We start from the raw sequence: 26,301 nt of genomic DNA, 5'->3' as shown, positions 1-26,301 counted from the left end.
CTTTTTTATAACCATTATTTTTCCAGAATCGTAAAGCGCATGTTGTAGGCGTTTTTCTCATCCGCTTGATACGCTTCAGAATAAGTTTCTTTAAACTCATTCCCCCAATCAGGGAACTGCGTATCACCTTCGATAGCGGCCTCAATATGTGTCACATACAACTTCGTCGCAAGTGGTAGACAGGCTGAATAAATAGCTCCACCACCAATGATCATCACTTCTTCCACATCACCCGCAACCTCTAATGCTTGATCAATGGACGTCACTGTCGTCACTCCTTCGATACTTAGAGATTCATCACGACTGATAACGATATTAAGACGACCTGGCAACGGACGTCCGATAGACTCATACGTTTTGCGTCCCATGACGACAGGCTTACCCATGGTGCAACGCTTAAACCATACGAAGTCAGCCGGCAAGTGCCATGGCATTTGATTATCTTTACCAATGATACGATTGTCTGCCATCGCGGCAATCATGCTAATGATCATGTTGGGTCCTTATACTATCGGTCTGCGGCGATAGAATAACAGCCCCGGAACAGCAAGGCCAATGGCTAAACCTGCAATAATAAACATGGCCTTAAGAAAATTTTCCATGCACGTCGCAAGTAGCTCAGGTGAGTAACCTAAATGGTTTATCTCTACCATCGCAATCATGGCTTTGTAGGCAAACACGCCGGGAACCATAGGGATCAGAGCAGCAACGGTGAATACTTTTGGGTGGGCCAAAAAGCGACGAGACCAATACACACCAATCATCCCAACTAAGGTCGCAGCGAAGAAGGTTGCCCACTCAATAGGAATCCCAAACTGCATCATTAAATAACGACTACCATGACCAATCGCGCCGCCTACTGCACAATAGATTAATGCTTTATGCGGCACATTGAAGACCAATGCAAACCCCACTGCCGGAATAGCGGCAAAAAACATGTCGTTTAATAATCCAACCAGCAAATCGACAGTACTCATCTGATGCTCCATCCCCAAATCCCGGTCACACTCATCGCTGCCACAATGCCTAAACAGGTCGCAAGCGTTAATAAACTCGCCATGACAAAGCGGGCAATCCCCATATTGATATGACCTTTGAGCATGTCGGCTACTGAGTTAATCAATGGGAAGCCCGGCACTAGCATCAACACTGACGATGCCATCGCGACCGTAGGCAAGTTACCAATCTGATAGATTTCCGCCTGCGCAGAAATTAAGGTCGTCACAAATGCCGTAGCGGCAAAATTGAGTAAAGGATTGAAATGACGGTGGCCAATTTCCTGGCGAACAATCATGCCGACAGCAGAGGCCAAGAAAGTCATGAAAAATATGCTTATATCCCCTCCCGCTAAATGACTGAATGCCGCACACGATAGTCCGATCATAAAGACCACCAGCCAGCGGTTATAGCGCTCAGGACTGATATGATTAAGCTTTTTCTGCGCCATGGTTGAATCGAGCAACCCTCGTTCCATCATGATACAAATACGCTGAATTTGCGTGATAACTCGCATATTGATACCACGATCGACGCAACTTCGTGTCGTGGTAATACAATGCCCATCCATCAGCGTGGTTACAACAAGTGCATTTGCAGAGAGTGCTACCGCGACTTCATGAACACCACAAGCAAGGCCAATGCGGCGCATGATATCGCTCACTAAGGTACTTTCAGCACCATGAGCAAGCAACATCTGTCCAGCTTGAGCAACAAGGCGAGAAATCGCCCTTTGATTTGATACCGATACCTTTGTGGTAGGTATAGTTTCTAATGCCATAGATACATCTAAGTCCTTTTAGGGTCTGCATAATTAATGATACTAGTTCCAGAAATTAATAAATCATTCTTGCTGGACCAAATCGCCTATAGTCGCGTGAGAATATTAGAATTAGAACCACTAAATACCGCACATTCTTCCTTGCTTTAAACGATGTTTCCTACGCAATTTTATGATCACACATTACTGGCATGAGTATTATTGTGCCGTAAATCACATCATCTAAATATGATTAGATACAAAAAAAGCCGCAATAGGCATTGCGGCTTGATTAAATTTTCTTGGTAATTATTACCGGATGATAAAATTAGTCACGAACGTAGACAACGTGACCGTCATCTTCTTCATCGTCCCAGTCATCCCAATCGTCGTCATCATCTTCAGTAACAACGTCTTTACCAGCCATTGCGTCTTTATGGTAGTCATCCCACATGAAGTTAACTTTATCTTCTTCAGCAACTTCTTCCTCTTCACGAGGTAGGTTTTCCATAAAGTCTGCCAGCTTGTAACAAAGTTCTTTCGTACCAGAACGGTTGATTGCCGAGATCTTAAAGTATTCGTCTTCCCAACCTAGCGCATCCAAGATCTCTTGGATCTTTTCATTCGCTTCTTCTTCCGGCATTAGATCAACTTTGTTGAACACCAACCAACGAGGTTTATCAGCTAGCTTTTCACTGTACTGTTCCAACTCATCGATGATCGTTAGTGCGTTTTGCACTGGATCAGACTGATCAATCGGCATGATATCGATCATGTGCAGTAAAACGCGGCAACGTTCTAGGTGTTTCAGGAATCGAATACCTAAACCTGCACCATCCGCAGCACCTTCAATCAGACCAGGGATATCCGCAACTACAAAGCTTTTCTCAGGTACAACACTAACCACACCTAAGCTTGGGATAAGCGTCGTAAATGGGTAATCCGCCACTTTTGGTTTTGCAGCAGATACAGCGCGAATAAAGGTTGATTTACCGGCGTTTGGCAAGCCAAGCATACCAACGTCAGCAAGCAGTAATAGCTCTAGACGAATTTCACGAACTTCACCTTTAGTACCCAACGTTCTCTGACGAGGAGCGCGGTTTACAGAAGACTTAAAGCGCGTGTTGCCCAGACCGTGCCAACCACCTTTAGCTACCATTACTTTTTTGCCGTGTTCAGCAACTTCTGCAACGATTTCGTTAGTGTGAATATCGACTGCACGAGTACCAACTGGCACACGCATCACAATATCTTTACCACGCTTACCAGTACAGTTACCACCGCGGCCATTTTCTCCACGCTCTGCTTCGTAAAAGCGTTGGAAACGGTAATCGATTAGGGTGTTTAGGTTTTCGTCAGCTTGGATATATACATCGCCGCCGTCACCACCGTCACCGCCATCAGGACCACCTTTAGTGATGAATTTTTCACGCCAGAAACTAACAACGCCGCTACCGCCGTCGCCTGCCTGAACTTTTACTACAGCTTCATCTACGAACTTCATCTTTTACTCCGACTACTTCGTGCGTGGATTAAATCTACTTTGTCATCCGACAATTTTAGCAGATGACAGATCTAAACTCCCAGATTCGAATCGCTTTGGATCTACCGAGAAGTTTCGATATGTCGACTGCCTACAAATAAAAAACCCCGCCGATTCGGCAGGGCTTTTGAATTCAGCTTAAAGCTATTAAGTAATTAAGTTAAAAACTAATTACTCAGCTTCGATGCTAACAAACTTACGGTTCTTAGGACCTTTCACTTCGAACTTCACTTTACCTTCAGTAAGAGCGAATAGAGTGTGGTCTTTACCGATACCTACGTTGTTACCAGCGTGGAACTTAGTACCACGTTGACGAACGATGATGTTACCTGCAAGTACAGATTCACCACCGAAACGCTTAACACCTAGACGTTTGCTTTCTGAATCGCGGCCGTTACGAGTAGAACCACCAGCTTTTTTGTGTGCCATTGTTAAACTCTCCTAATAGATTAAGCGTTGATACCAGTGATCTTCACTTCAGTGAACCACTGACGGTGACCCTGTTGCTTACGAGAGTGCTTACGACGACGGAACTTAACGATTTTAACTTTATCGCCACGACCGTGTTGTACAACTTCAGCAACAATTTTGCCGCCCTCTACAAGAGGAGCACCAACTTTGATGTCTTCGCCGTTAGCAACAAGAAGAACTTTATCAAATTCTACAGTTGCACCAGTTTCAACGTCTAATTTCTCTAAACGAAGAGTTTGACCTTCGCTTACACGGTGTTGTTTACCACCAGATTGGAAAACAGCGTACATATTTTACTCCGCTTTTTCCGCACAGCCTTTCGTGAGGGTGTGCGCTAAACTAATCATCAATAGGGCGCAGATTCTACAGAAGAGATGTCCCTATGACAAGCCATATTTTGAAAAAATTGGCGAAAAGCTAATCGCCAAAGAAAAGTGCGGCAATCATGCCCTTTAGTAATGTATTAATCAACGTTTTTTAGTGTATTATTCGACAATTATATAAATCGAATAAGCCTTGCAGGGTCTAACTTCAGCCGGATATACAATGGATTTTAAAACTATCCAAGCGCTTACTGCCAATGACATGGCAAAAGTGAATGAAACAATTCAAGCCCAACTAAATTCTGATGTCTCTTTAATCAATCAGCTCGGTTTCTATATCGTCAGTGGTGGAGGCAAACGCCTAAGACCACTATTGGCGATTTTGTCGGCCCGTGCACTTGGTTATCAAGGCAGCGGTCATACCATGGCTGCTGCCTTTATTGAGTTCATCCATACAGCAACGCTGTTGCACGATGATGTGGTAGACGAGTCAGATATGCGCCGTGGTAAAGCGACCGCAAATGCTGCCTTTGGCAACGCAGCAAGCGTGCTAGTTGGGGATTTTATCTACACTCGCTCATTCCAGATGATGACTGAGCTAGGATCCATGAAGATCCTTCAGTTAATGAGTAACGCCGTAAACGTGATCGCCGAAGGTGAAGTTCAGCAATTAATGAACTGTAACGATCCTGACACGACCGAAGAAAGCTACATGCAGGTCATCTACTCTAAGACGGCACGCCTGTTTGAGTCTGCGACACAAATTGGTGCCATCCTGAATGATGCCCCTGAGCACGTTGAAATTGCATTACAGAATTACGGTAAGTACTTAGGTACCGCATTCCAACTGATAGACGACGTCATGGACTACACATCAGATGGCGAAGACATGGGTAAAAATGTTGGCGATGATTTAGCAGAAGGTAAACCTACCCTTCCTCTACTTCATGCGATGAGAAACACGACACCTGAAAATGCTCAGATGATCCGCGAAGCGATCGAGAAAGCAAACGGAATGGATCGTCTTGACGATATCCTCGCTGTCATGAAAGAAGCAGGTTCTTTAGAGTACACTACTCAAAAAGCCCTCGACGAAGCCGACAAGGCAATCGCGGAGCTGTCTGTACTGCCTGAGTCAGAGTATAAAGAAGCACTCGTTACACTGGCTCATGTAGCGGTTAAACGCACTCGATAAGCACTGCTAACTGGACCAGCAAGGCGATCAATTATAACTACCGACCAACGTTGGTGGTTTAAGGCTGAAAAGAAAAAGGAAGAGCACGCTCTTCCTTTTCTCGTTCCAGTGTTGTTTGCTCAGCTAATAATAACGGTCGCTCCCTCCGTGTAGCTGCGGGTCATCTTCTATCTCGTCAAACGTGACTGCGATTTGCTGGTCAGTTCCCTGTTTAGCCAGTAAAACGGTTTCTGCTTCACGATCAACGACAAGAATCGTACCGACACCTTGTTGGCACTCTACAACCATGCCTTTACGGATTCGACTTGCTTCCATACCCTACTCCTGATTGACATTGTTGGCGTTACACCTTTTACGTCAGACAGAATGAAGGGATCAAAAAAGCCGACCCTAAGATCGGCTTTTTATAAACGTATAAACGCTTAAACTTACTTAGCGAACTCAACACCGATGTTGATATCACCATTTAGCGTTTCTAGCATGTTGTCTAGAGCAGACTTTTCGTAGTCGCTTAGTGCACCGTAGCTTAGTACTTCCTCAACACCTTCTTTACCTAGCTTCACTGGCTGAGCAAAGTATGGTGCGTGCTCACCGTCACCTTCAACGTAAGCACACTCAACAACGCCTTCTTCACCTTGAAGAGCACGTACTAGAGACAGACCAAAGCGACACGCTGCTTGCCCCATAGATAGAGTTGCACTACCGCCACCCGCTTTCGCTTCAACGACTTCAGTACCCGCGTTTTGGATACGCTTAGTCAGTGCTTCAACTTCTTCAGCAGTAAACTCAACGCCTTCTACTTGAGAAAGCAGAGGAAGAATAGTCACGCCTGAGTGACCACCGATAACTGGTACACGAACATCACTTGGATCTTTGTCTTTCAGCTCAGCAACGAAGGTTTCTGAACGAATAACGTCAAGTGTAGTTACACCGAATAGTCTGCGCTTGTCATAAACGCCAGCTTTCTTAAGTACTTCTGCAGCGATTGGCACAGTAGTATTCACAGGGTTAGTGATGATACCAACACATGCTTTCGGACAAACTACAGCAATTTTCTCAGCCAATGCCTTAACGATACCAGCATTAACGTTAAATAGATCCGCACGATCCATACCTGGCTTACGTGCAACACCAGCAGAAATTAGAACCACATCTGCGCCTTCCAGTGCAGGTGTTGGATCCTCACCTGCGTATCCTTTGATCGATACTGGTGTTGGGATGTGGCTCAGATCAGCGGCAACACCTGGAGTTACAGGGGCAATATCATATAGGGCTAAATCAGAACCAGCAGGAAGACGGTTCTTTAGTAAAAGGGCAAGGGCTTGACCGATACCGCCAGCGGCACCAATAACGGCTACTTTCATGTAGTTCTCCTTGAGAGTATTTTTTTATAAATGTATTTGTAGGGTAGTTTTTAACCAACCAAGTAAAGCTATAGGAATCACAACTTGATTACAATCAATTAACGCCAGCTTTGCGACCTCGCGCAAATCCGCATTTTCGTGCTACACAAACGGTTGGATTATTCTTTTATTCATTTGAAATGACAATAGATTACGGGAAATAAAACAGATGTATGATTCACCGTTAAATGGAATACTATTCTGTTTATAATTTACAGTGATGTAACTAGCATTATCTCGGGACTTTTTGGAACTGTCTGAATATATATGCGAGAATATGCAAAATTGCTGATCCGTAATTAAGAGAATCATAATGACTATGCGCAATACTGAAAAACAAGATAACCTAGTTCGAGCTTTTAAAGCCCTATTAAAGGAAGAAAGCTTTGGCTCACAGGGCGAGATTGTTGATGCTCTAAAACTGCAAGGTTTTGAAAGTATTAACCAATCTAAAGTGTCTCGCATGCTGACTAAGTTTGGTGCTGTTCGTACCCGTAATGCAAAAATGGAAATGGTTTACTGTCTTCCTGCAGAACTGGGTGTCCCAACGACAAGCAGTTCTTTGCGTGAACTCGTGTTGGATATCGACCACAATGCTGCGTTAGTTGTTATCCACACTGGTCCTGGCGCTGCGCAGCTTATCGCTCGTATGCTGGACTCTCTTGGCAAATCTGAAGGCATCTTGGGTGTTGTCGCTGGTGATGACACTATCTTTATCACTCCGACGTTGCCAGTATCGACAGAGCAGTTGTTCAAATCCGTGTGTGAACTGTTCGAATACACTGGCTAACAACTGTAGGTTGAAGTCACCTAACTGATTGTGAGCTATAAGATAAATCCTATTCTGTAGCTCACAATTTCCTTCCCCTATCGCGTTTTAAGGTTATTTTTTAATCATTTTTTTGTGATGTATATCACGCTATTAATTTTTCCTTCCTTTCCCCTCATTCAATCGTAAACTACTGTTATAAAAGAAATAAAATAACAACTTAATCACTGGCTATTAACGCAATCTTCAGGTTTATTCGCTATAACTTTTAACAGTCGGATAATTTTCTGCCAATTTTTTGTTATGATTTGTTCGCTTTTTCAAACAATTGGATTGGAAAAGATGCCGTTTCCAAACAGGAAACTCCAGAAGTGATTGATGGTTATTTCCGGGTAAATAATGAAATATAAGGAAGGGAATTTCATGGCATTTAACAAACTACTCAAAGTAGGCGCTATCGCTGCAGCCGTTATGGGTGCAGGCGCAGTTAACGCTCAAGAGTTTATTACTATCGGTACGGGCTCGGTGACAGGTGTTTACTATCCTACTGGCGGTGCTATCTGTAAATTGGTCAACAAAGGTCGTAAAGATCACAACATTCGTTGTTCGGTTGAGTCGACTGGTGGTTCTATTTACAACGTTAACACTATCCGTGCTGGCGAATTAGACTTCGGTATCGTTCAGTCGGATTGGCAGTACCATGGCTACAACGGTACGAGTGAGTTTGCTGCACAAGGCCCGTACAATAAGCTACGCGCAATGTTCTCTCTGCATACTGAACCTTTCAACATCATTGCTCGATCAGACTCTGGCATCGAAAACGTTAAAGACCTGAAAGGTAAACGCGTCAACATCGGTAACCCAGGTTCTGGTGACCGTGCAACAATGGGCGTAGTGATGGACGCGATGGGCTGGACCCTAGATAGCTTCCAGTTAGCTTCAGAGCTTAAAGGTTCTGAGCGTTCTCAAGCACTTTGTGACAACAAAATCGACGCGTTCATTTACATGGTTGGTCACCCAAATGGTTCAATCAAAGAAGCAACCACGTCATGTGATGCGAAGCTAGTTCCAGCGACTGGTCCTGAGATCGACAAGATCGTTTCAAGTACCCCTTACTACGCGTACAGCACAGTACCTGCCGGCATGTATCGTGGTACGGATCAAGATGTGAAGAGCTTTGGTGTAGCTGCAACAATGGTTACTTCAACAGACGTTTCTGATGAAGTGGCATACAATGTTGCAAAAGCAGTATTCGAAAACTTCGACACATTCAAACGCCTGCACCCAGCTTTCGCGAACCTGAAAAAAGAAGACATGGTGAAAGCAGGTCTTTCAATTCCTCTTCATCCAGGCGCGGCTAAGTACTACAAGGAAGTGGGACTGCTAAAATAAGCACCACGGACTCTAAACCAAGGCAGAAACACGTGGTTTCTGCCTGATTAAGTATGCTGGTTGTCGCAGGATCGCCAGCATACTTTGTTTATTACCTAAGGCGCTTCTGGATGCCAAACTTAATGTGACTGACTTGTTCTGATTTTTGAGAGCCTGCAACATTCCAAAGTCATGGTAAGTCACCCGACATTTGTCAGTTTTGCCGTTGATTCATTTCTCCATGAAGACAGCGATAAACCCTGCATCTGGAAATCATCTGGGTATATTCGTCGGTTTTTCTAAAACCTCACACTCATGCCAAGAAAACACTTTAACGCCGCCAATTCAGAGCTTCTAACGAGCCTCATTTAAATTTCAGGCAGCGGAATACTCGACTGCAAACTTCGCTCAGTTCACTACACTGATAGAGGCGAAGTGAGTTTTCGACATATAAAACAGGCAGAACCATCAATAATAAGGAAAAAGTACATGGCGACGAACAAAGCCCCGTCACAAGATGTGCAAGATATGGTGGCTCAGGCAGACACAGGGGCACGTAGCCCATCTGGCATACAAGGACGAATCCTCTGGTTTGTCCCACTGTGTTGGTCACTATTTCAGTTATGGTATGCATCACCATTACCATTTATTTTTAATTTTGGCGTACTTAATGACACTGAAGCTCGTGCGATTCACTTAACGTTTGCGATCTTTCTGGCTTTCACTGCTTATCCTGCAATGAAAAATTCCCCACGCGATCATATTCCGGCTGTCGACTGGATTCTTGCGCTTGCTGGTAGCTTTTCAGCGTCTTATATCTATCTCTTTTATACGGAACTCGCCGGACGTTCAGGCGCGCCAACCACGCCTGACATTGTTGTCGCCGTGATTGGTATGGTGCTTCTTCTGGAAGCAACACGACGTGCACTTGGTCCACCACTGATGCTTGTCGCTGCGGTATTCCTTACCTACACCTTCGCCGGTCCATACATGCCAGACGTCATTGCCCATAAAGGCGCGAGCTTGAATAAAGCGATGTCTCATTTATGGCTAACAACTGAAGGTGTATTTGGTGTGGCTTTGGGCGTTTCGACTTCCTTCGTATTCTTGTTCGTACTCTTTGGTGCGATGTTAGAACGAGCTGGGGCTGGTGCTTACTTCATTAAAGTGGCCTTTTCACTATTAGGTCATATGAGAGGTGGTCCGGCAAAAGCGGCCGTTGTGGCTTCAGGTCTTTCAGGCCTTGTATCAGGCTCTTCGATTGCGAACGTAGTAACTACCGGTACCTTTACGATTCCTTTGATGAAGCGCGTTGGTTTCCCGGGAACCAAAGCAGGTGCGGTAGAAGTAGCAGCATCTACTAACGGTCAGTTGACGCCTCCTATCATGGGTGCCGCTGCATTTTTGATGGTGGAATACGTTGGGATCTCGTACGTTGAAGTTATCAAAGCGGCAATCCTGCCAGCGCTTATCTCGTATATCGCATTGATTTACATCGTTCACCTTGAAGCATGTAAAGCAGGCATGACGGGGTTACCTCGTCGTCATAACCCAACCATGCTGCAAAGCATGTTGTCGTTCACCGGAACCATTTTAGGGCTTTGTGTCATCAGTGCGCTGGTTTACTACGGCGTAGGCTGGACGAAAGATGTCTTTGGTGAGGCTGCAACACCTATCGTGATGGTTGCTCTTCTTATTGCTTATGTTGCTTTAGTTAAAGTATCGGCGAATCACACCAAAGATGGCGCGATCAATATCGATGAAGAGCTGACTGAAGTACCTGAACCGGGGCCAACAGTAAAATCGGGTCTTCATTTCTTACTGCCAATTGTGGTTCTGGTTTGGTGTTTAACCGTCGAGCGATTCTCTCCAGGCTTATCTGCATTCTGGGCGACCGTGTTCATGATTTTCATCCTGTTAACGCAACGCCCGCTGATTGCGTTGCTATCTAAACAAGGTGGTATTGGAGAACAGACGAAAGAAGGCTTTATTGATCTTCTGGAAAGTTTGGTTTCTGGTGCGCGTAACATGATTGGTATCGGTGTGGCGACAGCCGCTGCTGGTACGGTGGTAGGTGTGGTAACACTGACAGGTATCGGTCTGGTCATGACTGACTTTGTCGAGTTCATCTCTGGTGGTAGTGTGTTCCTGATGCTGCTGTTCACCGCAGTGATCAGTTTGGTATTAGGTATGGGCCTTCCTACCACGGCAAACTACATCGTCGTATCGACGCTGATGGCTCCAGTAATTGTCACGCTTGGCGCGGCACATGGGCTTATCATCCCACTGATTGCCGTTCACCTGTTCGTGTTCTATTTCGGTATTTTGGCCGACGATACACCACCAGTGGGCTTAGCCGCCTTTGCTGCTGCAGCCATTGCGAAATCAGATCCGATCCGTACCGGTATTCAGGGCTTCACCTATGATATCCGTACCGCCATTTTGCCATTCATGTTCGTCTTCAATACCCAACTGCTATTGATGGGTATTGACACATGGTGGCATTTAGCCCTGACCATCATATCCTCCATTATCGCGATGCTGATATTTTCCGCCGCTACTCAAGGTTGGTGGTTTACTCGCAATAAGTGGTGGGAAACCGTCCTATTATTGGTACTGACATTTTCCTTCTTCCGCCCGGGATTCTGGTGGGACATGATGTTCCCTGCCAAAGTACTTTCCCCAGGGGTTGAAGTGGCTCAAATTGTCGAGGGACTAAGTGTGGGACAATCAATCGAGCTGCGTGTCGCTGGACAGAACCTAGAAGGTGAGAACGTTGAAAAAACCGTACTGCTGCCGTTTGACGACAATGCAACAACCGCAGAAGAACGTATCTCATCAATGGGTCTGATGCTGGTCGAAAACGACGGCAAAATGATCGTTGATATGGTGGAATTTGGTAGCCCTGCTGAATCCTCTGGTATCGATTTTGACTGGGAGATCAAATCGGTCGTTCAAGACGCTGATCGCCCAATGAAAGAGTGGGTGTTTGTGCCTTGCTTATTGATTCTGCTGGCACTAGCGATGAACCAGAAACGTCGTATGCGCAAAGAACAACTGAGCGCCTAAACGATTCCCCCCGGGAGACCGGGGGCTGAGTGAGAGAAATTGAATGTATAAACAAATTCTTGTTCCGGTAGACCTTAATGATCAAGGCTTCTCAGACCGAGCGGTTGAACTGGCTGTTTGGCATGCGAAGCAAGCGAATGCGGTCATCCATTTGCTGACGGTTGTACCTGGAATCCATATGTCGATGGTCGCGACTTACTTTCCGAAAGATGCTGCCCTAAAGATGAAGCAAGATGTCGAAAAGCAGTTAACGACGTTTGCGGAAGACAACATCAAGGAAGACGTCACCTATAGTATCCACGTGGCAGAAGGTAAACCGTACACGACCATTATTGAACACGCTAAGCGTTTAGGGATTGACCTGATCATCATGCCAAGCCACAAGCGTTCGAAAATCAATAAAGTGATGCTCGGCTCTGTAGCCAGCAAGGTGGTGGAGTATTCTCCCGTCAACGTGATGGTAGTGAAGCCACAAAGCTAAAGTCACTAAACGATCGAGACAAAAGAAAAAGGTTGATGTTTACATCAACCTTTTGTTTTTCTAACCCAATAGAGCTTACCCAGCGGCCCGAACGAAGGCTTGTAAAGCCTCACTTGAATGTGTCACGCAGAGCTGACCTATCTCACCTGCCGCCTCAATTTTTCCACCCGCAACAAACGCAAAGTGACTTGCTATGGCTTTTGCATCATTGAGATGATGGGTCACCATAAGTACGGTAATTCTCCGCTCTGCAGCCAACCTTTTCACTAAGCTAAGCATCTCTTCACGTAGCACAGGATCGAGCGCAGAGAAAGGTTCATCTAACAGCCACACTGGATGAGGCTGGACAAAACAACGTGCTAACGCAACACGTTGGCGTTGACCACCAGAGAGATGCTCAGGCAAGCGTTCGAGGTACTCTGCAACACCAACCTGCTGTGCGGCTTGCTCAACCTGAAGCTTTTGGTCTGCGGTGAGCTTTAAGCCCGGATGCAATCCTAAACTGATGTTGTCGCGCACCGACAAATGAGCAAACAAGTTATGCTCCTGAAACAACATTGAGAATGGACGCAGATAAGGTTCTTTACCGACAATGGATTCGCCATCAACTTGGATATCCCCTTGGTCAGGATGGATAAAGCCAGCGACCAGTGCCAACAATGTCGATTTACCCGCCCCACTCGGCCCCATCAACGAGACAATCTGACCGTGCTCAATGGTCAAATCAAAACGAAACAGTTCACTTTGATAGGTGTATTGCACATCATCTAACACTAACATTGTGCGCTCTCCTTCGTTTTTAATACTTTTTCAATCAGAGTAAAGCAGCCAACACTAAGCAAGAGTAAGGTGACCGAAACCACCGCTGCCGCTTCCATCTGATAACTGCCGAGCAGTTGGAATAAATACAGCGGCAAGGTTCTGAATTCTTGTCCGCCAAATAGCGCAATCGCACTTAAGTCCCCTATCGCAAACATAAAGCTGATTGCGAAAGCGTGAGCAAAAGGTTTACGTAGTGCTCGCCATTCCACAACTTTAAATCGCTGCCAGCCTCGCATTCCTAAGCTGGCACAAACGTATTGATATTGCTGTTCAATGTGTAACATCGGCTGTGCTAACGTCTTAATCACATACGGCAGCGCCATCAAACCGTTGACAAGTATGACGACAAAAAATGCCAGACTGAAAACATCGGTAAAGGAACGGAGCAACAAAAACAAACCAGTGCTGATCACCAGACCCGGCGTTACCAAAATAATGGTACCAACCAACTCAATGTGATCCGCCCGTGAGTTTTTATACTCCAGACGCCAACGCCGACTGGTGAGCAAAATGGAAACGCCAGCAGCCACTGCAAGAGTGCTCGCCATTGCTGCAACTTTTAAAGAGTTAAATAGCGCAGACCAAAAACGTTCGTCATTTAATACCGAGCCAACCTGTTGATTTATTCCGCTTAGAATCACCATCGCAAGTGGTGGGATAACCAGTAAAAATGCACCCATGATCCAAAAGCTATCCCAAGCTTTTGACCACCCATGATCCTTCGTTAAGTATTGCTGTACCGATGTGCTGCCAGAGCTTATAGAAACTGGCTTTGTCAGCTTCTGAACGCCTATCGCGATACCTCCGCACAACAACATTTGCCACAGTGCTAGTAGCGCGCCGGCCTGCAGGTCAAAGTCAAATTTTATCGCTTGGTAAATAGCCAACTCAATGGTGGTTGATTTAGGCCCGCCTCCCAGAGCCATCACCGTGGCAAAACTGGTAAAGCACAGCATAAAAACGAGGCCGCTTACATGTGGCAATTGTTGTCTTAATCGAGGCCACTCAACCCAACGAAACTTATCCCAATGGCTCATGCCGAGATGAGCACATAGCTTATGTTGCTCAGCAGGAATCGACTCCAGTGTTTGCAACAATAACCGCGCAGCATAAGGCAGATTAAAGAACACATGCGCAAGTAAAATACCGTTCAAGCCATAGATAGAAAATGGCAGCTTGGCATCAAGGGTTTGTAACCATTGGGCAATCAAACCGCTGTTGCCATATATCGACAACAATCCAAAAACACCGACTAAAACAGGCAGAACTAAGGTGGAAGCGAACAGTTTGAGCAGTAATGACTTACCGAAAAATTCACGGCGGGAAAGCGAATGGGCGACGGGAATCGCTAAACCCACACTAATCAACGTGGATAAAAAAGCCTGATAGAAGCTGAACTTAGTAACGTGCTGATAATAGGGATCATGCCAAATCAGCAACACATCCAGAGACGGAGCCTGAAAAGCTAAAGCACTCAGCGCAGAAAGAACAAAGGCCGCGATGACTATCGCGACCCCTATGCCTAATTTGGGTACAGTATTCAAAGGTAACTCTTAGAAAGTCAGGGCGCTTTGCCATTCACGAATCCAAGTCTTACGCATTTTCGCCACTTCTTCGGCGCTAAAGCTCAGTGGCTTACTTGGTACGTTCAAGGTTTCAAAGCCTTTTGGAAGCGCAACGTCAGTGACTGGGTACATCCAGTTACCCGTTGGCATTGCTGACTGGAATTCATCACTCAAAATGAAATTCATGAATTCGTCAGCCAACTCAGCATTCTTCGAATCTTTCACTTTGGCAGCAACTTCCACTTGCATGTAATGCCCTTCAGCAAAATCAGCGGTAGCAAACTTAGCGTCTTGCTCTGCAATCAGGTGGTAGGCTGGTGATGTCGTGTAAGAAAGCACTAAGTCAGACTCACCATTTAGGAACATGGAATATGCTTCAGACCAACCTTTAGTCACGGTAACGGTTTTGCCAGCCAATTGCTGCCAAGCTTGGGTAGCATTGTCGCCATAGATTGATTTCATCCACAGCATCAAACCCTGCCCCGGAGTTGAAGTACGAGGGTCCTGATAAATCACTTTAAGATCATCACGCTCTTCCACCAGCTCTTTCATGCTTTTTGGCGGGTTTGCCAATTTTTCTTTATTGTAAACGAACGCGAAATAACCATAGTCGTAAGGCACGAATGTTTTATCGTCCCAGCCCGTTGGTAAAATGGTTTTAGAGGTATCGACCTTGTGCTCTGTAAGTAGACCCGTTTTCTGTGCCTCGACCATCAGATTGTTGTCCAGACCCAGAACAATATCGGCTTTGCTATTACTGCCTTCTAAGCGAAGACGGTTCAAAATCGATACGCCATCATCAAGAGCAACGAAATTTACGTCACAACCACATTTCGCTTCAAAAGCTTGTTCGAGTTTAGGACCCGGTCCCCAATCCGCAGTGAATGAGTCGTAGGTGTAGATGGTTAATGTGTTTTCAGCAGCAAACGCTGAAGTTGTTGTCATTGCAGCAAGGGCAATTAGGCTTAGAGTGGTTTTCACTGCTCGCTCTCCACGTGTATTTCAGAGAAATTAGTTGAGCGGCACAGGTATGAGGTGGCTATTTGGGATTGCTAATATCCAGACTCAATTCCTACGCCAGCATTATCTGGTTCAGGTATTACGGGTCCCCGTAGCCTAACTAGGTTAAGCCATTAGGTCTCAGCGCCCTTAAGTATTGATCAACACAATACAAAATGGGGTTGCTCCCCGATGAGTTGGATGGATTGTATACCCAAACCCCCTCGCGATGCTAGGTTACGCGAGGGGGTTTGGGACTTAGATGAAGATCAGGCTACGTAGCAAGATAACTATTTATGAACGTTGGTCGTATCCCCAGCGCGGAACCAATCCTTGCTCAATCCCCAGATGGTCGAGAATTCGCGCCACCATAAAGTCGATTAAGTCTTCGATAGTCTTTGGCTGATGATAAAAACCCGGCGCTGCAGGCATGATGGTTACGCCCATTTGCGATAGCTTGTGCATATTTTCCAGATGCAGGGTCGAAAATGGCGTTTCACGCACTACCAGAAGTAGCTGGCCACGCTCTTTCATCACCACATCAGCGGCACGCTCAATCAGGTTATCCGACATACCGTGTGCAATCGCCGCGACGCTGCCCGCCGAACACGGACAAACCACCATTTGTTTTGGAGCCGCAGAGCCTGAAGCCACTGGCGAGAACCAATCATCTTTACCACAGACAGTAATGTTGTCAGGGTTACACTTCAGGTGCTCCACCAGCGCTTTTTGCGCCGCTTCAGGACCACTTGGCAGCTTCAGGTCATGCTCGGTTGCCATCACAACCCTCGCTGCGGAAGATATCAACACATAGACGTGATAATCCGCAGCGACCAAACATTCCAGAAGTCTCAAGCCATAAGGCGCACCAGAAGCACCAGTAAGTGCTAGGGTAATGGCTTTTTTTTGTTGATGTTTTTTGTGAGACATAAGGATTAAGCTTTTTGTTTTAATTGTTCGAGAAGTTTACCGTGAATACCGCCAAAGCCACCATTGCTCATAACCAGAATTTGATCATCAGGCTTTGCACGTTCAACGATTTTCGCAACAAAACGGTCCAAATCAGCGTCAACAAAAGCTGGTTGCTGGCATTGGTCTGCAATTTCCTGTACCGACCATTCAATATTGTCTGGCTGGAACAAGAACACTTCATCGGCACTGTGCAATGAGTCCGCCAGCGTATTCTTGTGCACACCACGCTTCATGGTGGCAGAGCGAGGCTCCAGTACTGCTAAGATACGTTTGTTACCCACTTTGTTACGCAGGCCACCAACCGTTAGTTCAATAGCGGTAGGATGATGAGCAAAATCGTCGTAAACCGTCACACCTTGCTCTTCACCCTTAAGCTCTAAGCGGCGTTTGGTATTGATAAAGCGGCCCAATGCCTGACAGGCTAACTCTGGAGTCACACCGACGTGCCTTGCAGCAGCTATTGCCATCAGTGCATTATCCACGTTGTGGTCGCCCACTAAGTCCCACTCAACAACACCGACTTTCTCACCTTGCAGCGATACTTCGAACTTCGAGCCATCGACGACCAGTTTATGCGCTTGCCAGTCGCCATCTTCACCAGAAAACTGCTTTTCTGTCCAACAACCGCGCTCAAGTACATCAGCAAGTGCCTGATCTTGTTTAGGAGACAGAATAAGACCATTGCCCGGAACAGTACGTACCAAATGGTGAAATTGACGCTTAATCGCCTCAAGATCGTCGAAGATGTCTGCATGATCAAACTCAAGATTGTTCATGATTAACGTACGTGGGTGGTAATGGACAAACTTAGAACGCTTGTCGAAAAAAGCACTGTCGTATTCATCTGCTTCAACAACGAAAAACATGCTTTCTCCCAGTCGAGCAGAAACGCCAAAGTTACCCAATACGCCCCCGACCAGGAAACCAGGTTGGTAACCACAGTCTTCGAGTATCCAAGCCAGCATGCTTGAAGTGGTCGTTTTGCCATGCGTCCCAGACACCGCTAGCACCCAGCGATCGTGAAGTAAAAACTCATTCAACCACTGCGGACCGGAGGTATAACGCATGTTGCTGTTGAGTACATGCTCTACGCATGGGTTGCCACGACTCATGGCATTGCCAATCACGACTAGGTCAGGTTCAGGATCAAGCTGAGAAGGGTCGAAGCCTTCAATAATTTCAATACCTTGAGACTCCAGTAATGTGCTCATCGGAGGGTAAACATTCGCATCAGAGCCCGTTACTTTGTGGCCGAGCTGGCGAGCTAAAATTGCCGCGCCACCCATAAACGTGCCGCAGATACCCAAGATATGGATGTGCATAAACTTAACCTTGTAATGCCGTGTTTGATGCTTTCATTATCGCGATAACCACCAGAAAAGCGAGAGACTTTCACCTTGTTCTTACTGTCACTTTCAAAAAAATGACAAGCCTGAACACGGACTGTACAGTCACTGAACTAAATGATGAACTCGTCAGTGACAAGACAAATAAATTGAGATCTCAGACGGTTACTTCATTACCATTAAAAAGATCTTCGACATAAAATTACGTTTAGCGCAAACGTTTAACATCCATAAAGAGATGCCCCGTTGCGCAACACCCCCAATAAATGAAAATGTAAGGATTGACCATGTCTGGATTGCGCACCCTAGGCGAATTCATTGTCGAGAAACAAGCGGATTTCCCCCACGCTAGCGGTGATCTATCATCTCTTTTAGCATCCATTCGTTTAGCTGCGAAAATCGTTAACCGCGAAATTAACGCTGCTGGCCTTGGCGATATTACTGGTGCTGTTGGCACAGAGAATGTCCAAGGTGAAGCTCAGCAAAAGCTAGACGTTTATGCAAACGACAAGTTTAAAGCGGCACTTGAAGCTCGTGACCAAGTTTGTGGCGTAGCCAGCGAAGAAGAAGATGAGGCGGTTGCATTCAATAAAGAACTCAACCAAAACGCCAAGTACGTTGTATTAATGGATCCACTTGATGGTTCATCTAATATCGACGTGAACGTTTCTGTAGGTACTATTTTTTCAATTTACCGCCGTGTATCACCAATTGGTACGCCAGCAACAGAAGAAGATTTCCTTCAGCCAGGTCACAAACAAGTTGCGGCTGGTTACGTGATTTACGGCTCTTCAACCATGTTGGTTTACACAACAGGTAACGGCGTGAATGGCTTCACGTACGATCCTTCTATCGGCAGCTTCTGCCTTTCTCATGAAAACATGATGATCCCTGAAGAAGGCAAAATCTATTCTATCAACGAAGGTAACTACATCCGCTTCCCACTTGGTGTGAAGAAGTACATCAAGTACTGTCAGGAAAATGTACCTGAAGATGGTCGTCCATACACGTCTCGCTACATCGGCTCTCTAGTAGCAGATTTCCACCGCAACTTGCTAAAAGGTGGAATCTACCTATACCCAAGCACGCAAAGCCACCCGCAAGGTAAACTGCGTCTGCTTTACGAGTGCAACCCAATGGCATTCCTAATCGAGCAAGCAGGTGGTATCGCTTCTGACGGCGTGAATCGCATCATGGACATCAAGCCAACAGAATTACACCAACGTGTGCCGTTCTTTGTCGGTTCAAAAAACATGGTACGTAAGGTCGAAGAATTCCTTGAGAAGAATCGCGACGAATAGACCTTTGTCCAACGCGGCAGGTGTTTACCTGCCGTGTTTTTGTCGCTAAAGTGAGTTGCGAATAAATCGTAATAAGATGAGGTTCCCTCATCCTCAATGAAAAGGAAGTTTCAAATGAGCCTAAACCATGTACCAGCAGGTAAATCTCTGCCTGAAGATATCTATGTCGTTATCGAAATTCCTGCAAACGCAGACCCAATTAAATACGAAGTAGATAAAGACTCTGGTGCTGTATTTGTTGACCGTTTTATGTCTGCACCAATGTTCTACCCATGTAACTACGGTTACGTGAACAACACACTGTCTCTAGATGGTGACCCTGTAGACGTACTTGTTCCGACTCCATACCCATTGATGCCAGGTTCAGTGATTCGTTGCCGCCCTGTTGGTGTGCTTAAAATGACTGATGAATCTGGTGAAGATGCTAAAGTTGTCGCGGTTCCTCACTCTAAAATCTCTAAAGAGTACGAGCACATTCAAGACGTCGGTGACATCCCAGAGCTACTGAAAGCGCAAATTACGCATTTCTTTGAGCGTTACAAAGAACTGGAATCCGGTAAATGGGTGAAGGTTGATGGCTGGGCAGACGTGGAAGCCGCAAAAGCTGAAATCCTGGAATCTTACGATCGCGCACAAAACAAATAAATGCGACCAGAATGAAAAAAGAGCTGCAAATACGCAGCTCTTTTTTATGCCTGAACGTCACATAAGCTTCAGTCGATTTGTACACCAACATAGTATGCGACTAACGTCGTAGCCATGATAAGACTCAGCAGTGACACTCGGCCGACCTATACTCTTTGGCACCAATCCCCGGATGCAATCTCTTCCGTCAGCTGCTCGGTATCTTGATAAATGTAAATCCAAGCCTGACCAAACGGCGTGCTAATGCTCTCACGTCGGTACTCTACCGGAACATCTTCCAGTTTATCCAGCGCCGTTAGCGTATCGTCATCAATCAGATAGACTTCACCTTGTATGGTTTGGTGACCTTGAGACACCCCAGGGTATGGACCTAAATCATACAAGGTATATTGAGCATCACTTTCATGCAGCCCCAGGAATTGCCCCGAGCTCAAGTAGTGATGGTTGTACTCTCCTTTGCGTAACGTTCCGTATACAAAGACTAAATGCTGCATAACCACTCCTTAGTTATGAGTTACGCTTTAATCAAACTCGAATTGATAGAGTAGATCAACTGCACTGTCTACACCAGAAACCGCTTCTAAATACAGATCCTGCATTAATCGGTAACGAACAGTAAATTCACCTAGAGAGTTAAAGATACCGACTCCATATTTCACCTGAAGACCCGGGAATATATAACCACTCACCGTCACCTGTGAGTCATCACCCGATCCCGCAGTATCAAGTTGCAAGTCTTGAACGCCAAAGGCTTCACCTATCTGCCCAACAACACGACCACTTTTCGCCAGACTCAAGCCAATCAAGGTAGTGGTCATGGCATTACCACCAGATTCTGCATCGATGTCTTGACCTCGTAATAGGTAGGACAGCGCGTTTGCCTGAGGCATAGCTGGATCTGAGAAGATCTCCAAACTTGGGTCAGATGCAGGGCCAGTAACACGAACACCTGCGGTCACATCATCTTGCGTGTTATCAGGATTACGGATGGCAGAAATCGACAGATAAGGCTCATCCGCTGGGCCATTCATCATGATTTTACCTTCATCAATCACCAAATCTTGGCCAAATGAGCGGTAGGAACCATCGACAATGTTAACTTCACCAACAATAAATGGACCTTTGTCTTTTTGGGTGACATTGAGGTTACCCCTCAGACCACCTTTCAGACCAAATGCCGACAGCTGAAAATCGTCGCCAATCTTAATATTAATATCGGTCTCGACATTAAACGGTACTGCCACAGTGTCATCAACTGGCTGTAAGTTTTCATCCAAAATGACTACGTCACTCGAAACGCCAACCGCGCTTGGTGGTAACTCTTCAACGACAATACGTCCCCAAGGCAGATTAATATTACCTTGTACTTTGGCTAAATTTGGCGTCACCTCAAGCGTCATATCTGGCTCAACTTTGATTTTCACCATCGGAGGCATATCTACTTTCAGCTCTTTAGCGAACACTCGAGCTTTGGTATGCCAGTCCTGTAGGTCTTGCCAGTCCGCATCACCGGTAATTTCCAATTTGCCATCTGGGGTGTTGATGCCAGCGTTGAGGTCAGCTTGATGGCCTTTAAAGTTGATTTCTACCTGACCTGAGTCGATATCAATTGGCGTCACTTCACCGTTCAGTTTAATTTGGTCAATCAGGAACTGGCCGTTCACCCTAGGGTGCATGACATCACCAGATAACGCCAAATCGGTATTCATATTGGCTTTAAACAAGCTGTATTCGCCAATCAATGGCGCTAAGAAATCCAGATGGAGTGTCGAAAGTGACACGTTACCCGCGATCTCAGGAGACTCAGCAGAGACATTAATCAGTGACACATTACCGGAGAGATCACCGTTATCCGCCACATCGACGAGCCACTGAGCATCGAGCTTGTCTTTTGCTAACGCAGCTTTAAAGCTAACACTTTCCCAACCAACCGTAATTGGTTGTTCCAGCGCTTGTTCCACCTGGCCTTGTGGCATATCGACATTCAACGTCACTTCAGGCTTCATGTTTGGAGCCCATTTAGCAAAGGCTTGTGCGTTCACTTCACCTTGCAGTTTCGTTTCTGCCGGCAATAGTGTCTTGATTTGGCTAAAGTCAAAGTTATTCACCGCTAACTTCGCCTCACCACTTTTGCCTACACTAATGTTTTCAGATAAACACACACTTGAATCAGCTTGTAACCAACAGTGCGCCTGAACATCCGCGATCTGCTTGTCGATATTGACCTTCACCGCCGTCGACTTTTCCAGAGCCCAAGGCCCTTGAATGGTATCAAGCGACAAACGAGTTAGCGCACCGTCCCAGATCATTTCAGGCTTCTGAGTAAATGCGCCCTGAATCTCCAGGCTGGTTGAGACGATATCCGAAGCCACATCTAAGGTTAGTTGATGCTGCTTTTCATCACCTGAGACATCGAGGTCAGCGCTATCAATCTTGATGCCGTCATAGTTAATGTTATTTGCTACTAAGCTCACGTTAGCTTTTGGTACGGGTAACGGTGAAACATCCCCTTTCAGCGTGACCGTTTCTACTTTGGCTAACTGCTGCCAGTTCGCTTTATTGACGGCAAGATCCAGGTTGATGTTCGGCTCTTTTAAGCTGCCTCGTACCGCAATTTTACCGTTCATATTGCCGCTAAGATCAGGCACACTTTTCGCAAAATCAGGGAAGTTAACCTCAACGTCCATCAAGATTTGTTTATCGATCTTACCCTTGGCACTCAACTGGTTAGGACCATGAGCCAATACTAAACCTTGAGTTGTAAGCTGGATATCTTCGGCTTTGCCATTTTTATCAGAGGCTTCTAACTGCCCCTTCACTTTTAGTGGGTAACCACGTAAAACACCATCAATATCAAGGGTAGGAAGACTAACCTGCCAGCCGCCTTGCTCCGTCAGCGACCCAGAGGTTGATAAGCTACCGCTGATGTCCCCTTCCGCTTCCTGCCACTGAAGATCCGGCTGGATGTGTTGCAAATTGAGATCGGCTTGCCAGTTGATTGGTGCCGCCCAGTTAGCCATAACCTTGCCCGACAGTTCGCCGCCTAAGGTTTTCACCACAAGACTTTCCAGATCAATTTGCTCTAGGGTGCCCTTTCCGTTTAGCGCCACATCTACCGCAGGAATATCCTTACCAGATGCTTTAGTTTCCAGCGCCACCTCGTAGCCCTCTAACGAACCTTTAGCGGTAAGACTCGGTACAGCAACCTGATAGTCACTTTCTCCCAACAAAGGCCACTGAGCTTCGACATTGTTGAGGGTTACATCAAACGGTAACTGCACTTTCAGTGGCTGAATTTTGGCTTGGATTTCGGCTTTAGTCAGTTCAGACAGTGTTGCCTGCAGCGATAAATCGCCTGCTGAGCCAGATGCTGACAGCGACAACTTCTGTCCTTTCGCTTCGGCATGTTTCACTAGCGCATCCAGTTGGGCACTAAGAGGGTAGTCTGCAGAAAGTGTCACTTGCGTACTCAGCGTAGCCTCAACTTCAGGCATGTCGAGCTCAAGTGTTTGCAAATCAACACGATCACGGCCCGCCTTCGCCACCAAACCGAGATGATGAACAATAACCGGCGTTTCACCAGCTAACTTGAAGTGATGAATATCGAGACGTCGGACATCGACGGTCAACGGAATCCAGACTTCAGGTAAAACAATATCTTGCGGCTCTGCATCGGCTGTTTTTACTATTTCCGAATCCGTTGCGTTAGTTGCATCGGTCTGGGAATCAGCGACTTCAGTATCAGTGCCAGCGACTGGAGCACTCTGGGACTCATCCCCCTCGCTTTCACCCCCTTCGGCTGTAGCTTTCTCGACTTCTGCAACGTCAGTTTCAGTAGGTGCTTGTTCGGTGTCCGTTGGTGCCAATGCAACATTGATCTCATTTAATGCTGTTGGCGCAATGACTAAGCGGTCGCCTTGCATCGATAACGCGGTTGTGAAATCCTGCCAGTCAACTTGATTACCCAAAACATTCAGGTTGATATCATTGAAGCTAACTTTGTTGACGAAAATTGGCACTGGCGTACTGATTGAACGCAGCGGAGGCGTCTCTTCTTCTGGCTCGTCACTCGCAGGTGGCAGTTCCGGCATCTGGAAGTTTACGCCCTGCAATGAAAGCTCATCGACACACACTCTAGGATCGAAAAAGCAACGGAAGTTAACCGCTAAGGTCAGGCGTTCGACTTTCGCATCAACATTCAGTGTTTCATCAACAAAGCTGACGTTTTCCAATGCAAAACGTGGAAATAACGAGCCCTGGACGTTCTCCACTTTCAATTGTGGCACGGCTGTTTCTACCCCCCATATGGCGAGCTTTAATCCAGGGTGAGTAAAGAGAACTGTTGAGACTAAAATGATGATCAACAACAGAAGACCAATCAAACCTAGCGATAGCCATTTGGTCCACTTAAACATCTTTTGCATCATAGTTCAGGCCCCAATGAGAAATGGATACGAAATTCGTTCTTCTGTGGGTCATCCAATCCCCATGCAAAATCAAAGCTGACCGGACCAACCGGCGAAGCCCAGCGGATACCTACCCCGGCACCCGCTTTCCATACGGGGGTATCATCAAATGCATCACCAATATCGTAGAAAGTCGCCCCCCACCAGTTACCAGTAAGACGATATTGATACTCAAGCGTGCTACTCAGGATATATTTTGCCCCCGTTAACGCTCCACTTTCATCGACCGGCGAGATAGATTCATAACCATAACCACGGATGTTATTGTCACCACCAGCAAAGAAACGCAACGATGGAGGCAGCTTATCAAACTCGTCCATAAAGTTAGCGCCGCCTTCTAAGCGGAAAAGTCCACGATGGTTTTCACCAATCCCACGGATCCAAGAGGTTCGGCCCAAAAAGCGAAAGACTCGGGTCGCAGATAAAACGGCCGGGTCACCATACTCAAACGTGATGGTTTGCTTGTCGCCCCACATTGGCATGCTGCCGCCACGACTTCTTGTACGTGAGAACGTTGCGCCAGGAAGCAAGAACTGCACACCGTCTTCCTGTAGACCCTGAGAGAAGTTTTCGTACAAGTGACGTATATACAAAGTCTTACGCCAGCCACCATCAACGATCCAGTGGCGTTCTACCGCTAAATTCGTTTCTAAACTTTCGGTATCACGGTTGTCCAAATGCTTTAAGCCAAACTGGAGCTGGTAGTATTCATGCAAAACGTCATCAAGCGGTATTTTGTAGCCTGCTGTGATGGTTTGTTCCGGTTGGGACAGGGAAAGTGCGGTATCTAGACTGTGGCCACGGGAACTGATCCAGGGCTTTTTCCATTTCAACGTGCCACGTACGCCAGTATCAGTGGAGTAACCAAGACCGGTTTCTATCTGGTTTTTGGCCGCCGGAGCAAGAGAAACCTTAACTGGTAACTCACGTCCTTCCTCCAGCATTGCCAGATCAGGCTCAACAAATACAGACGAAAACCAGTCAGTATTAGACAAGTTCTGGTTGTACTCACCAACACTCGAAACTAAGTACGGTTCGCCCTCCTCAAAAGGACTTAACGAAGCGACGCGCTCATCCCAAATCTGGCTGCCGGTGATATTGATGGAACCAAAGTGATAGCGGATACCACTGTCATAATGCAAACGAATGTTCGCTTCATTGAATGCAGGTACCACCTCCAAACGACTGAGTAGATAATCCCCTTTGAAGTAACCACGCTGCAACGCTAAATTACGTATTCCTGACTTGAGGCTATCGTATTCGCTTTGATTCAGTACCCGGCCAACTTTTAAAGGAGACGCCGCGAGAAGCGCTTCAAATGCTTCATCGTCTTGCGCTTCACCAGTGATCACGACATCCATAACTTTGATCTTGACTGGTAAGCCTTTTGCAATATCGATGATCAGTTCATCATTATTTTCAGTAACAGAATATGAGATATCTGCGTGATAATACCCAAGCGCGTTGAGTGCTTCAGTGATGCTTTCATCTAATCGCGCTTGAAAACGCAACGAAGTCGAGTAATCTTCTTCAGGAATCGAAGTCAGATAAGCGTTGACATTTTCTTCTAACGCGCCGTCTATACCTTGTAGCTTAATAGATACTTTGGCAGAGGCGTTATGGGAAAAGGCAAACAAGCCAACAACAATGATCGGGAGAGCTTTTTTTATCATGCGTTTTAGATGCGTGAGATTCGTGAGATTAAAGAAACTTGTGTCATAATAGCGCCAATTAAAGGCTAAGTCTGTAATATTCATAACTTTACCGCAGCCTTTGTAAATCCGTATTCACATAAAGACGAACT

23 protein-coding genes are annotated in these 26,301 nt (G+C 46.1%); 7 read left to right on the top strand and 16 right to left on the bottom strand.

Annotation, left to right across the window (positions count from 1 at the left end; genetic code table 11):
* Positions 1 to 14: 14 nt before the first annotated feature.
* The 6 genes from folA to rplU all read right to left on the bottom strand — a co-directional run bounded on the left by folA (position 15) and on the right by rplU (position 4,060).
* Positions 15 to 494 (bottom strand): type 3 dihydrofolate reductase, encoded by a 480-nt coding sequence (gene folA, locus VER99_RS01675; RefSeq protein ID WP_014230714.1) that lies wholly within the window; start codon positions 492 to 494, stop codon positions 15 to 17.
* A gap of 9 nt (positions 495 to 503) precedes the next feature.
* The gene (locus tag VER99_RS01670; RefSeq protein WP_014230713.1) at positions 504 to 977 is read right to left on the bottom strand and encodes a threonine/serine exporter family protein; all 474 of its coding nucleotides are present in this window, start codon (positions 975 to 977) and stop codon (positions 504 to 506) included.
* Positions 974 to 1,777 (bottom strand): threonine/serine exporter family protein, encoded by an 804-nt coding sequence (locus VER99_RS01665; protein ID WP_020335835.1) that lies wholly within the window; start codon positions 1,775 to 1,777, stop codon positions 974 to 976. The genes VER99_RS01670 and VER99_RS01665 overlap by 4 nt, the downstream gene beginning before the upstream one ends.
* A gap of 307 nt (positions 1,778 to 2,084) precedes the next feature.
* Entirely contained in the window at positions 2,085 to 3,260 is a 1,176-nt protein-coding gene (cgtA, locus tag VER99_RS01660; protein WP_020335833.1) for an Obg family GTPase CgtA, read from the bottom strand.
* Between the two features lie 210 nt (positions 3,261 to 3,470).
* Complete coding sequence (rpmA, locus tag VER99_RS01655) at positions 3,471 to 3,728, bottom strand: 50S ribosomal protein L27 (protein WP_005383095.1); 258 nt, start codon at positions 3,726 to 3,728, stop codon at positions 3,471 to 3,473.
* Between the two features lie 20 nt (positions 3,729 to 3,748).
* On the bottom strand, positions 3,749 to 4,060 hold the full coding sequence (gene rplU, locus VER99_RS01650; protein WP_005383096.1) for a 50S ribosomal protein L21: 312 nt from the start codon (positions 4,058 to 4,060) through the stop codon (positions 3,749 to 3,751).
* Between the two features lie 256 nt (positions 4,061 to 4,316).
* On the opposite strand from rplU, the gene ispB reads away from it, so the two are divergent.
* Positions 4,317 to 5,288 (top strand): octaprenyl diphosphate synthase, encoded by a 972-nt coding sequence (ispB, locus tag VER99_RS01645; RefSeq protein ID WP_014230710.1) that lies wholly within the window; start codon positions 4,317 to 4,319, stop codon positions 5,286 to 5,288.
* A 123-nt stretch (positions 5,289 to 5,411) separates the two neighbouring features.
* Here ispB and VER99_RS01640 read toward each other — a convergent pair whose 3' ends face one another.
* Both VER99_RS01640 and mdh read right to left on the bottom strand, forming a co-directional pair.
* Positions 5,412 to 5,603: a hypothetical protein gene (locus VER99_RS01640; protein WP_014230709.1), complete on the bottom strand. Its 192-nt coding sequence runs from the start codon at positions 5,601 to 5,603 to the stop codon at positions 5,412 to 5,414.
* A gap of 113 nt (positions 5,604 to 5,716) precedes the next feature.
* Positions 5,717 to 6,652: a malate dehydrogenase gene (gene mdh / locus VER99_RS01635; protein ID WP_014230708.1), complete on the bottom strand. Its 936-nt coding sequence runs from the start codon at positions 6,650 to 6,652 to the stop codon at positions 5,717 to 5,719.
* A 358-nt stretch (positions 6,653 to 7,010) separates the two neighbouring features.
* On the opposite strand from mdh, the gene argR reads away from it, so the two are divergent.
* From argR to VER99_RS01615, 4 genes are all read left to right on the top strand, one after another.
* The gene (argR, locus tag VER99_RS01630) at positions 7,011 to 7,481 is read left to right on the top strand and encodes a transcriptional regulator ArgR (RefSeq protein ID WP_014230707.1); all 471 of its coding nucleotides are present in this window, start codon (positions 7,011 to 7,013) and stop codon (positions 7,479 to 7,481) included.
* 402 nt (positions 7,482 to 7,883) lie between these two features.
* Complete coding sequence (locus tag VER99_RS01625; RefSeq protein ID WP_014230706.1) at positions 7,884 to 8,852, top strand: TAXI family TRAP transporter solute-binding subunit; 969 nt, start codon at positions 7,884 to 7,886, stop codon at positions 8,850 to 8,852.
* A gap of 468 nt (positions 8,853 to 9,320) precedes the next feature.
* Positions 9,321 to 11,900 carry a TRAP transporter permease gene (locus VER99_RS01620; RefSeq protein ID WP_020335831.1) on the top strand — a complete coding sequence of 860 codons (2,580 nt, stop codon included), beginning with the start codon at positions 9,321 to 9,323 and terminating at the stop codon, positions 11,898 to 11,900.
* Between the two features lie 43 nt (positions 11,901 to 11,943).
* Positions 11,944 to 12,381, top strand: a complete 438-nt coding sequence (locus tag VER99_RS01615) for a universal stress protein (protein ID WP_014230704.1) — start codon at positions 11,944 to 11,946, stop codon at positions 12,379 to 12,381.
* 75 nt (positions 12,382 to 12,456) lie between these two features.
* Here VER99_RS01615 and thiQ read toward each other — a convergent pair whose 3' ends face one another.
* From thiQ to mpl, 5 genes are all read right to left on the bottom strand, one after another.
* Positions 12,457 to 13,161, bottom strand: coding sequence for a thiamine ABC transporter ATP-binding protein (gene thiQ, locus VER99_RS01610; protein ID WP_020335830.1), 705 nt, complete (start codon positions 13,159 to 13,161; stop codon positions 12,457 to 12,459).
* Entirely contained in the window at positions 13,155 to 14,747 is a 1,593-nt protein-coding gene (gene thiP, locus VER99_RS01605) for a thiamine/thiamine pyrophosphate ABC transporter permease ThiP (protein ID WP_020335829.1), read from the bottom strand. The genes thiQ and thiP overlap by 7 nt, the downstream gene beginning before the upstream one ends.
* Positions 14,748 to 14,756: 9 nt before the next feature.
* Positions 14,757 to 15,749 (bottom strand): thiamine ABC transporter substrate binding subunit, encoded by a 993-nt coding sequence (gene thiB, locus VER99_RS01600; RefSeq protein WP_020335828.1) that lies wholly within the window; start codon positions 15,747 to 15,749, stop codon positions 14,757 to 14,759.
* A gap of 312 nt (positions 15,750 to 16,061) precedes the next feature.
* Positions 16,062 to 16,697 (bottom strand): flavin prenyltransferase UbiX, encoded by a 636-nt coding sequence (locus VER99_RS01595; protein WP_014230700.1) that lies wholly within the window; start codon positions 16,695 to 16,697, stop codon positions 16,062 to 16,064.
* A gap of 5 nt (positions 16,698 to 16,702) precedes the next feature.
* Positions 16,703 to 18,061: a UDP-N-acetylmuramate:L-alanyl-gamma-D-glutamyl-meso-diaminopimelate ligase gene (mpl, locus tag VER99_RS01590; protein WP_020335826.1), complete on the bottom strand. Its 1,359-nt coding sequence runs from the start codon at positions 18,059 to 18,061 to the stop codon at positions 16,703 to 16,705.
* Between the two features lie 311 nt (positions 18,062 to 18,372).
* On the opposite strand from mpl, the gene fbp reads away from it, so the two are divergent.
* On the top strand, positions 18,373 to 19,386 hold the full coding sequence (gene fbp, locus VER99_RS01585; RefSeq protein WP_020335825.1) for a class 1 fructose-bisphosphatase: 1,014 nt from the start codon (positions 18,373 to 18,375) through the stop codon (positions 19,384 to 19,386).
* 114 nt (positions 19,387 to 19,500) lie between these two features.
* Positions 19,501 to 20,031, top strand: a complete 531-nt coding sequence (gene ppa, locus VER99_RS01580) for an inorganic diphosphatase (protein WP_014230697.1) — start codon at positions 19,501 to 19,503, stop codon at positions 20,029 to 20,031.
* A gap of 146 nt (positions 20,032 to 20,177) precedes the next feature.
* Here ppa and VER99_RS01575 read toward each other — a convergent pair whose 3' ends face one another.
* The 3 genes from VER99_RS01575 to tamA are packed head-to-tail and all read right to left on the bottom strand — an operon-like array spanning position 20,178 to position 26,170.
* Positions 20,178 to 20,525 (bottom strand): gamma-glutamylcyclotransferase family protein, encoded by a 348-nt coding sequence (locus VER99_RS01575; protein WP_020335824.1) that lies wholly within the window; start codon positions 20,523 to 20,525, stop codon positions 20,178 to 20,180.
* 27 nt (positions 20,526 to 20,552) lie between these two features.
* A complete protein-coding gene (gene tamB, locus VER99_RS01570) occupies positions 20,553 to 24,458 on the bottom strand; it encodes an autotransporter assembly complex protein TamB (RefSeq protein WP_020335823.1) in 3,906 nt (1,301 codons plus the stop codon).
* Positions 24,455 to 26,170 (bottom strand): autotransporter assembly complex protein TamA, encoded by a 1,716-nt coding sequence (gene tamA / locus VER99_RS01565; RefSeq protein WP_024372773.1) that lies wholly within the window; start codon positions 26,168 to 26,170, stop codon positions 24,455 to 24,457. The genes tamB and tamA overlap by 4 nt, the downstream gene beginning before the upstream one ends.
* Positions 26,171 to 26,301 lie beyond the last annotated feature (131 nt).

This window comes from Vibrio natriegens NBRC 15636 = ATCC 14048 = DSM 759, assembly GCF_035621455.1.
In the GTDB taxonomy this organism is placed as follows: domain Bacteria; phylum Pseudomonadota; class Gammaproteobacteria; order Enterobacterales; family Vibrionaceae; genus Vibrio; species Vibrio natriegens.
This window is presented reverse-complemented; position numbering and strand designations above follow the sequence as displayed.

Excerpts from the sequence above, each read along its gene's own strand:
- folA (WP_014230714.1), bottom strand. The coding sequence starts at position 494 with ATGATCATTAGCATGATTGCCGCGATGGCAGACAATCGTATCATTGGT.
- VER99_RS01670 (WP_014230713.1), bottom strand. The coding sequence starts at position 977 with ATGAGTACTGTCGATTTGCTGGTTGGATTATTAAACGACATGTTTTTT.
- VER99_RS01665 (WP_020335835.1), bottom strand. The coding sequence starts at position 1,777 with ATGGCATTAGAAACTATACCTACCACAAAGGTATCGGTATCAAATCAA.
- cgtA (WP_020335833.1), bottom strand. The coding sequence starts at position 3,260 with ATGAAGTTCGTAGATGAAGCTGTAGTAAAAGTTCAGGCAGGCGACGGC.
- rpmA (WP_005383095.1), bottom strand. The coding sequence starts at position 3,728 with ATGGCACACAAAAAAGCTGGTGGTTCTACTCGTAACGGCCGCGATTCA.
- rplU (WP_005383096.1), bottom strand. The coding sequence starts at position 4,060 with ATGTACGCTGTTTTCCAATCTGGTGGTAAACAACACCGTGTAAGCGAA.
- ispB (WP_014230710.1), top strand. The coding sequence starts at position 4,317 with ATGGATTTTAAAACTATCCAAGCGCTTACTGCCAATGACATGGCAAAA.
- VER99_RS01640 (WP_014230709.1), bottom strand. The coding sequence starts at position 5,603 with ATGGAAGCAAGTCGAATCCGTAAAGGCATGGTTGTAGAGTGCCAACAA.
- mdh (WP_014230708.1), bottom strand. The coding sequence starts at position 6,652 with ATGAAAGTAGCCGTTATTGGTGCCGCTGGCGGTATCGGTCAAGCCCTT.
- argR (WP_014230707.1), top strand. The coding sequence starts at position 7,011 with ATGCGCAATACTGAAAAACAAGATAACCTAGTTCGAGCTTTTAAAGCC.
- VER99_RS01625 (WP_014230706.1), top strand. The coding sequence starts at position 7,884 with ATGGCATTTAACAAACTACTCAAAGTAGGCGCTATCGCTGCAGCCGTT.
- VER99_RS01620 (WP_020335831.1), top strand. The coding sequence starts at position 9,321 with ATGGCGACGAACAAAGCCCCGTCACAAGATGTGCAAGATATGGTGGCT.
- VER99_RS01615 (WP_014230704.1), top strand. The coding sequence starts at position 11,944 with ATGTATAAACAAATTCTTGTTCCGGTAGACCTTAATGATCAAGGCTTC.
- thiQ (WP_020335830.1), bottom strand. The coding sequence starts at position 13,161 with ATGTTAGTGTTAGATGATGTGCAATACACCTATCAAAGTGAACTGTTT.
- VER99_RS01595 (WP_014230700.1), bottom strand. The coding sequence starts at position 16,697 with ATGTCTCACAAAAAACATCAACAAAAAAAAGCCATTACCCTAGCACTT.
- mpl (WP_020335826.1), bottom strand. The coding sequence starts at position 18,061 with ATGCACATCCATATCTTGGGTATCTGCGGCACGTTTATGGGTGGCGCG.
- fbp (WP_020335825.1), top strand. The coding sequence starts at position 18,373 with ATGTCTGGATTGCGCACCCTAGGCGAATTCATTGTCGAGAAACAAGCG.
- ppa (WP_014230697.1), top strand. The coding sequence starts at position 19,501 with ATGAGCCTAAACCATGTACCAGCAGGTAAATCTCTGCCTGAAGATATC.
- VER99_RS01575 (WP_020335824.1), bottom strand. The coding sequence starts at position 20,525 with ATGCAGCATTTAGTCTTTGTATACGGAACGTTACGCAAAGGAGAGTAC.
- tamB (WP_020335823.1), bottom strand. The coding sequence starts at position 24,458 with ATGATGCAAAAGATGTTTAAGTGGACCAAATGGCTATCGCTAGGTTTG.
- tamA (WP_024372773.1), bottom strand. The coding sequence starts at position 26,170 with ATGATAAAAAAAGCTCTCCCGATCATTGTTGTTGGCTTGTTTGCCTTT.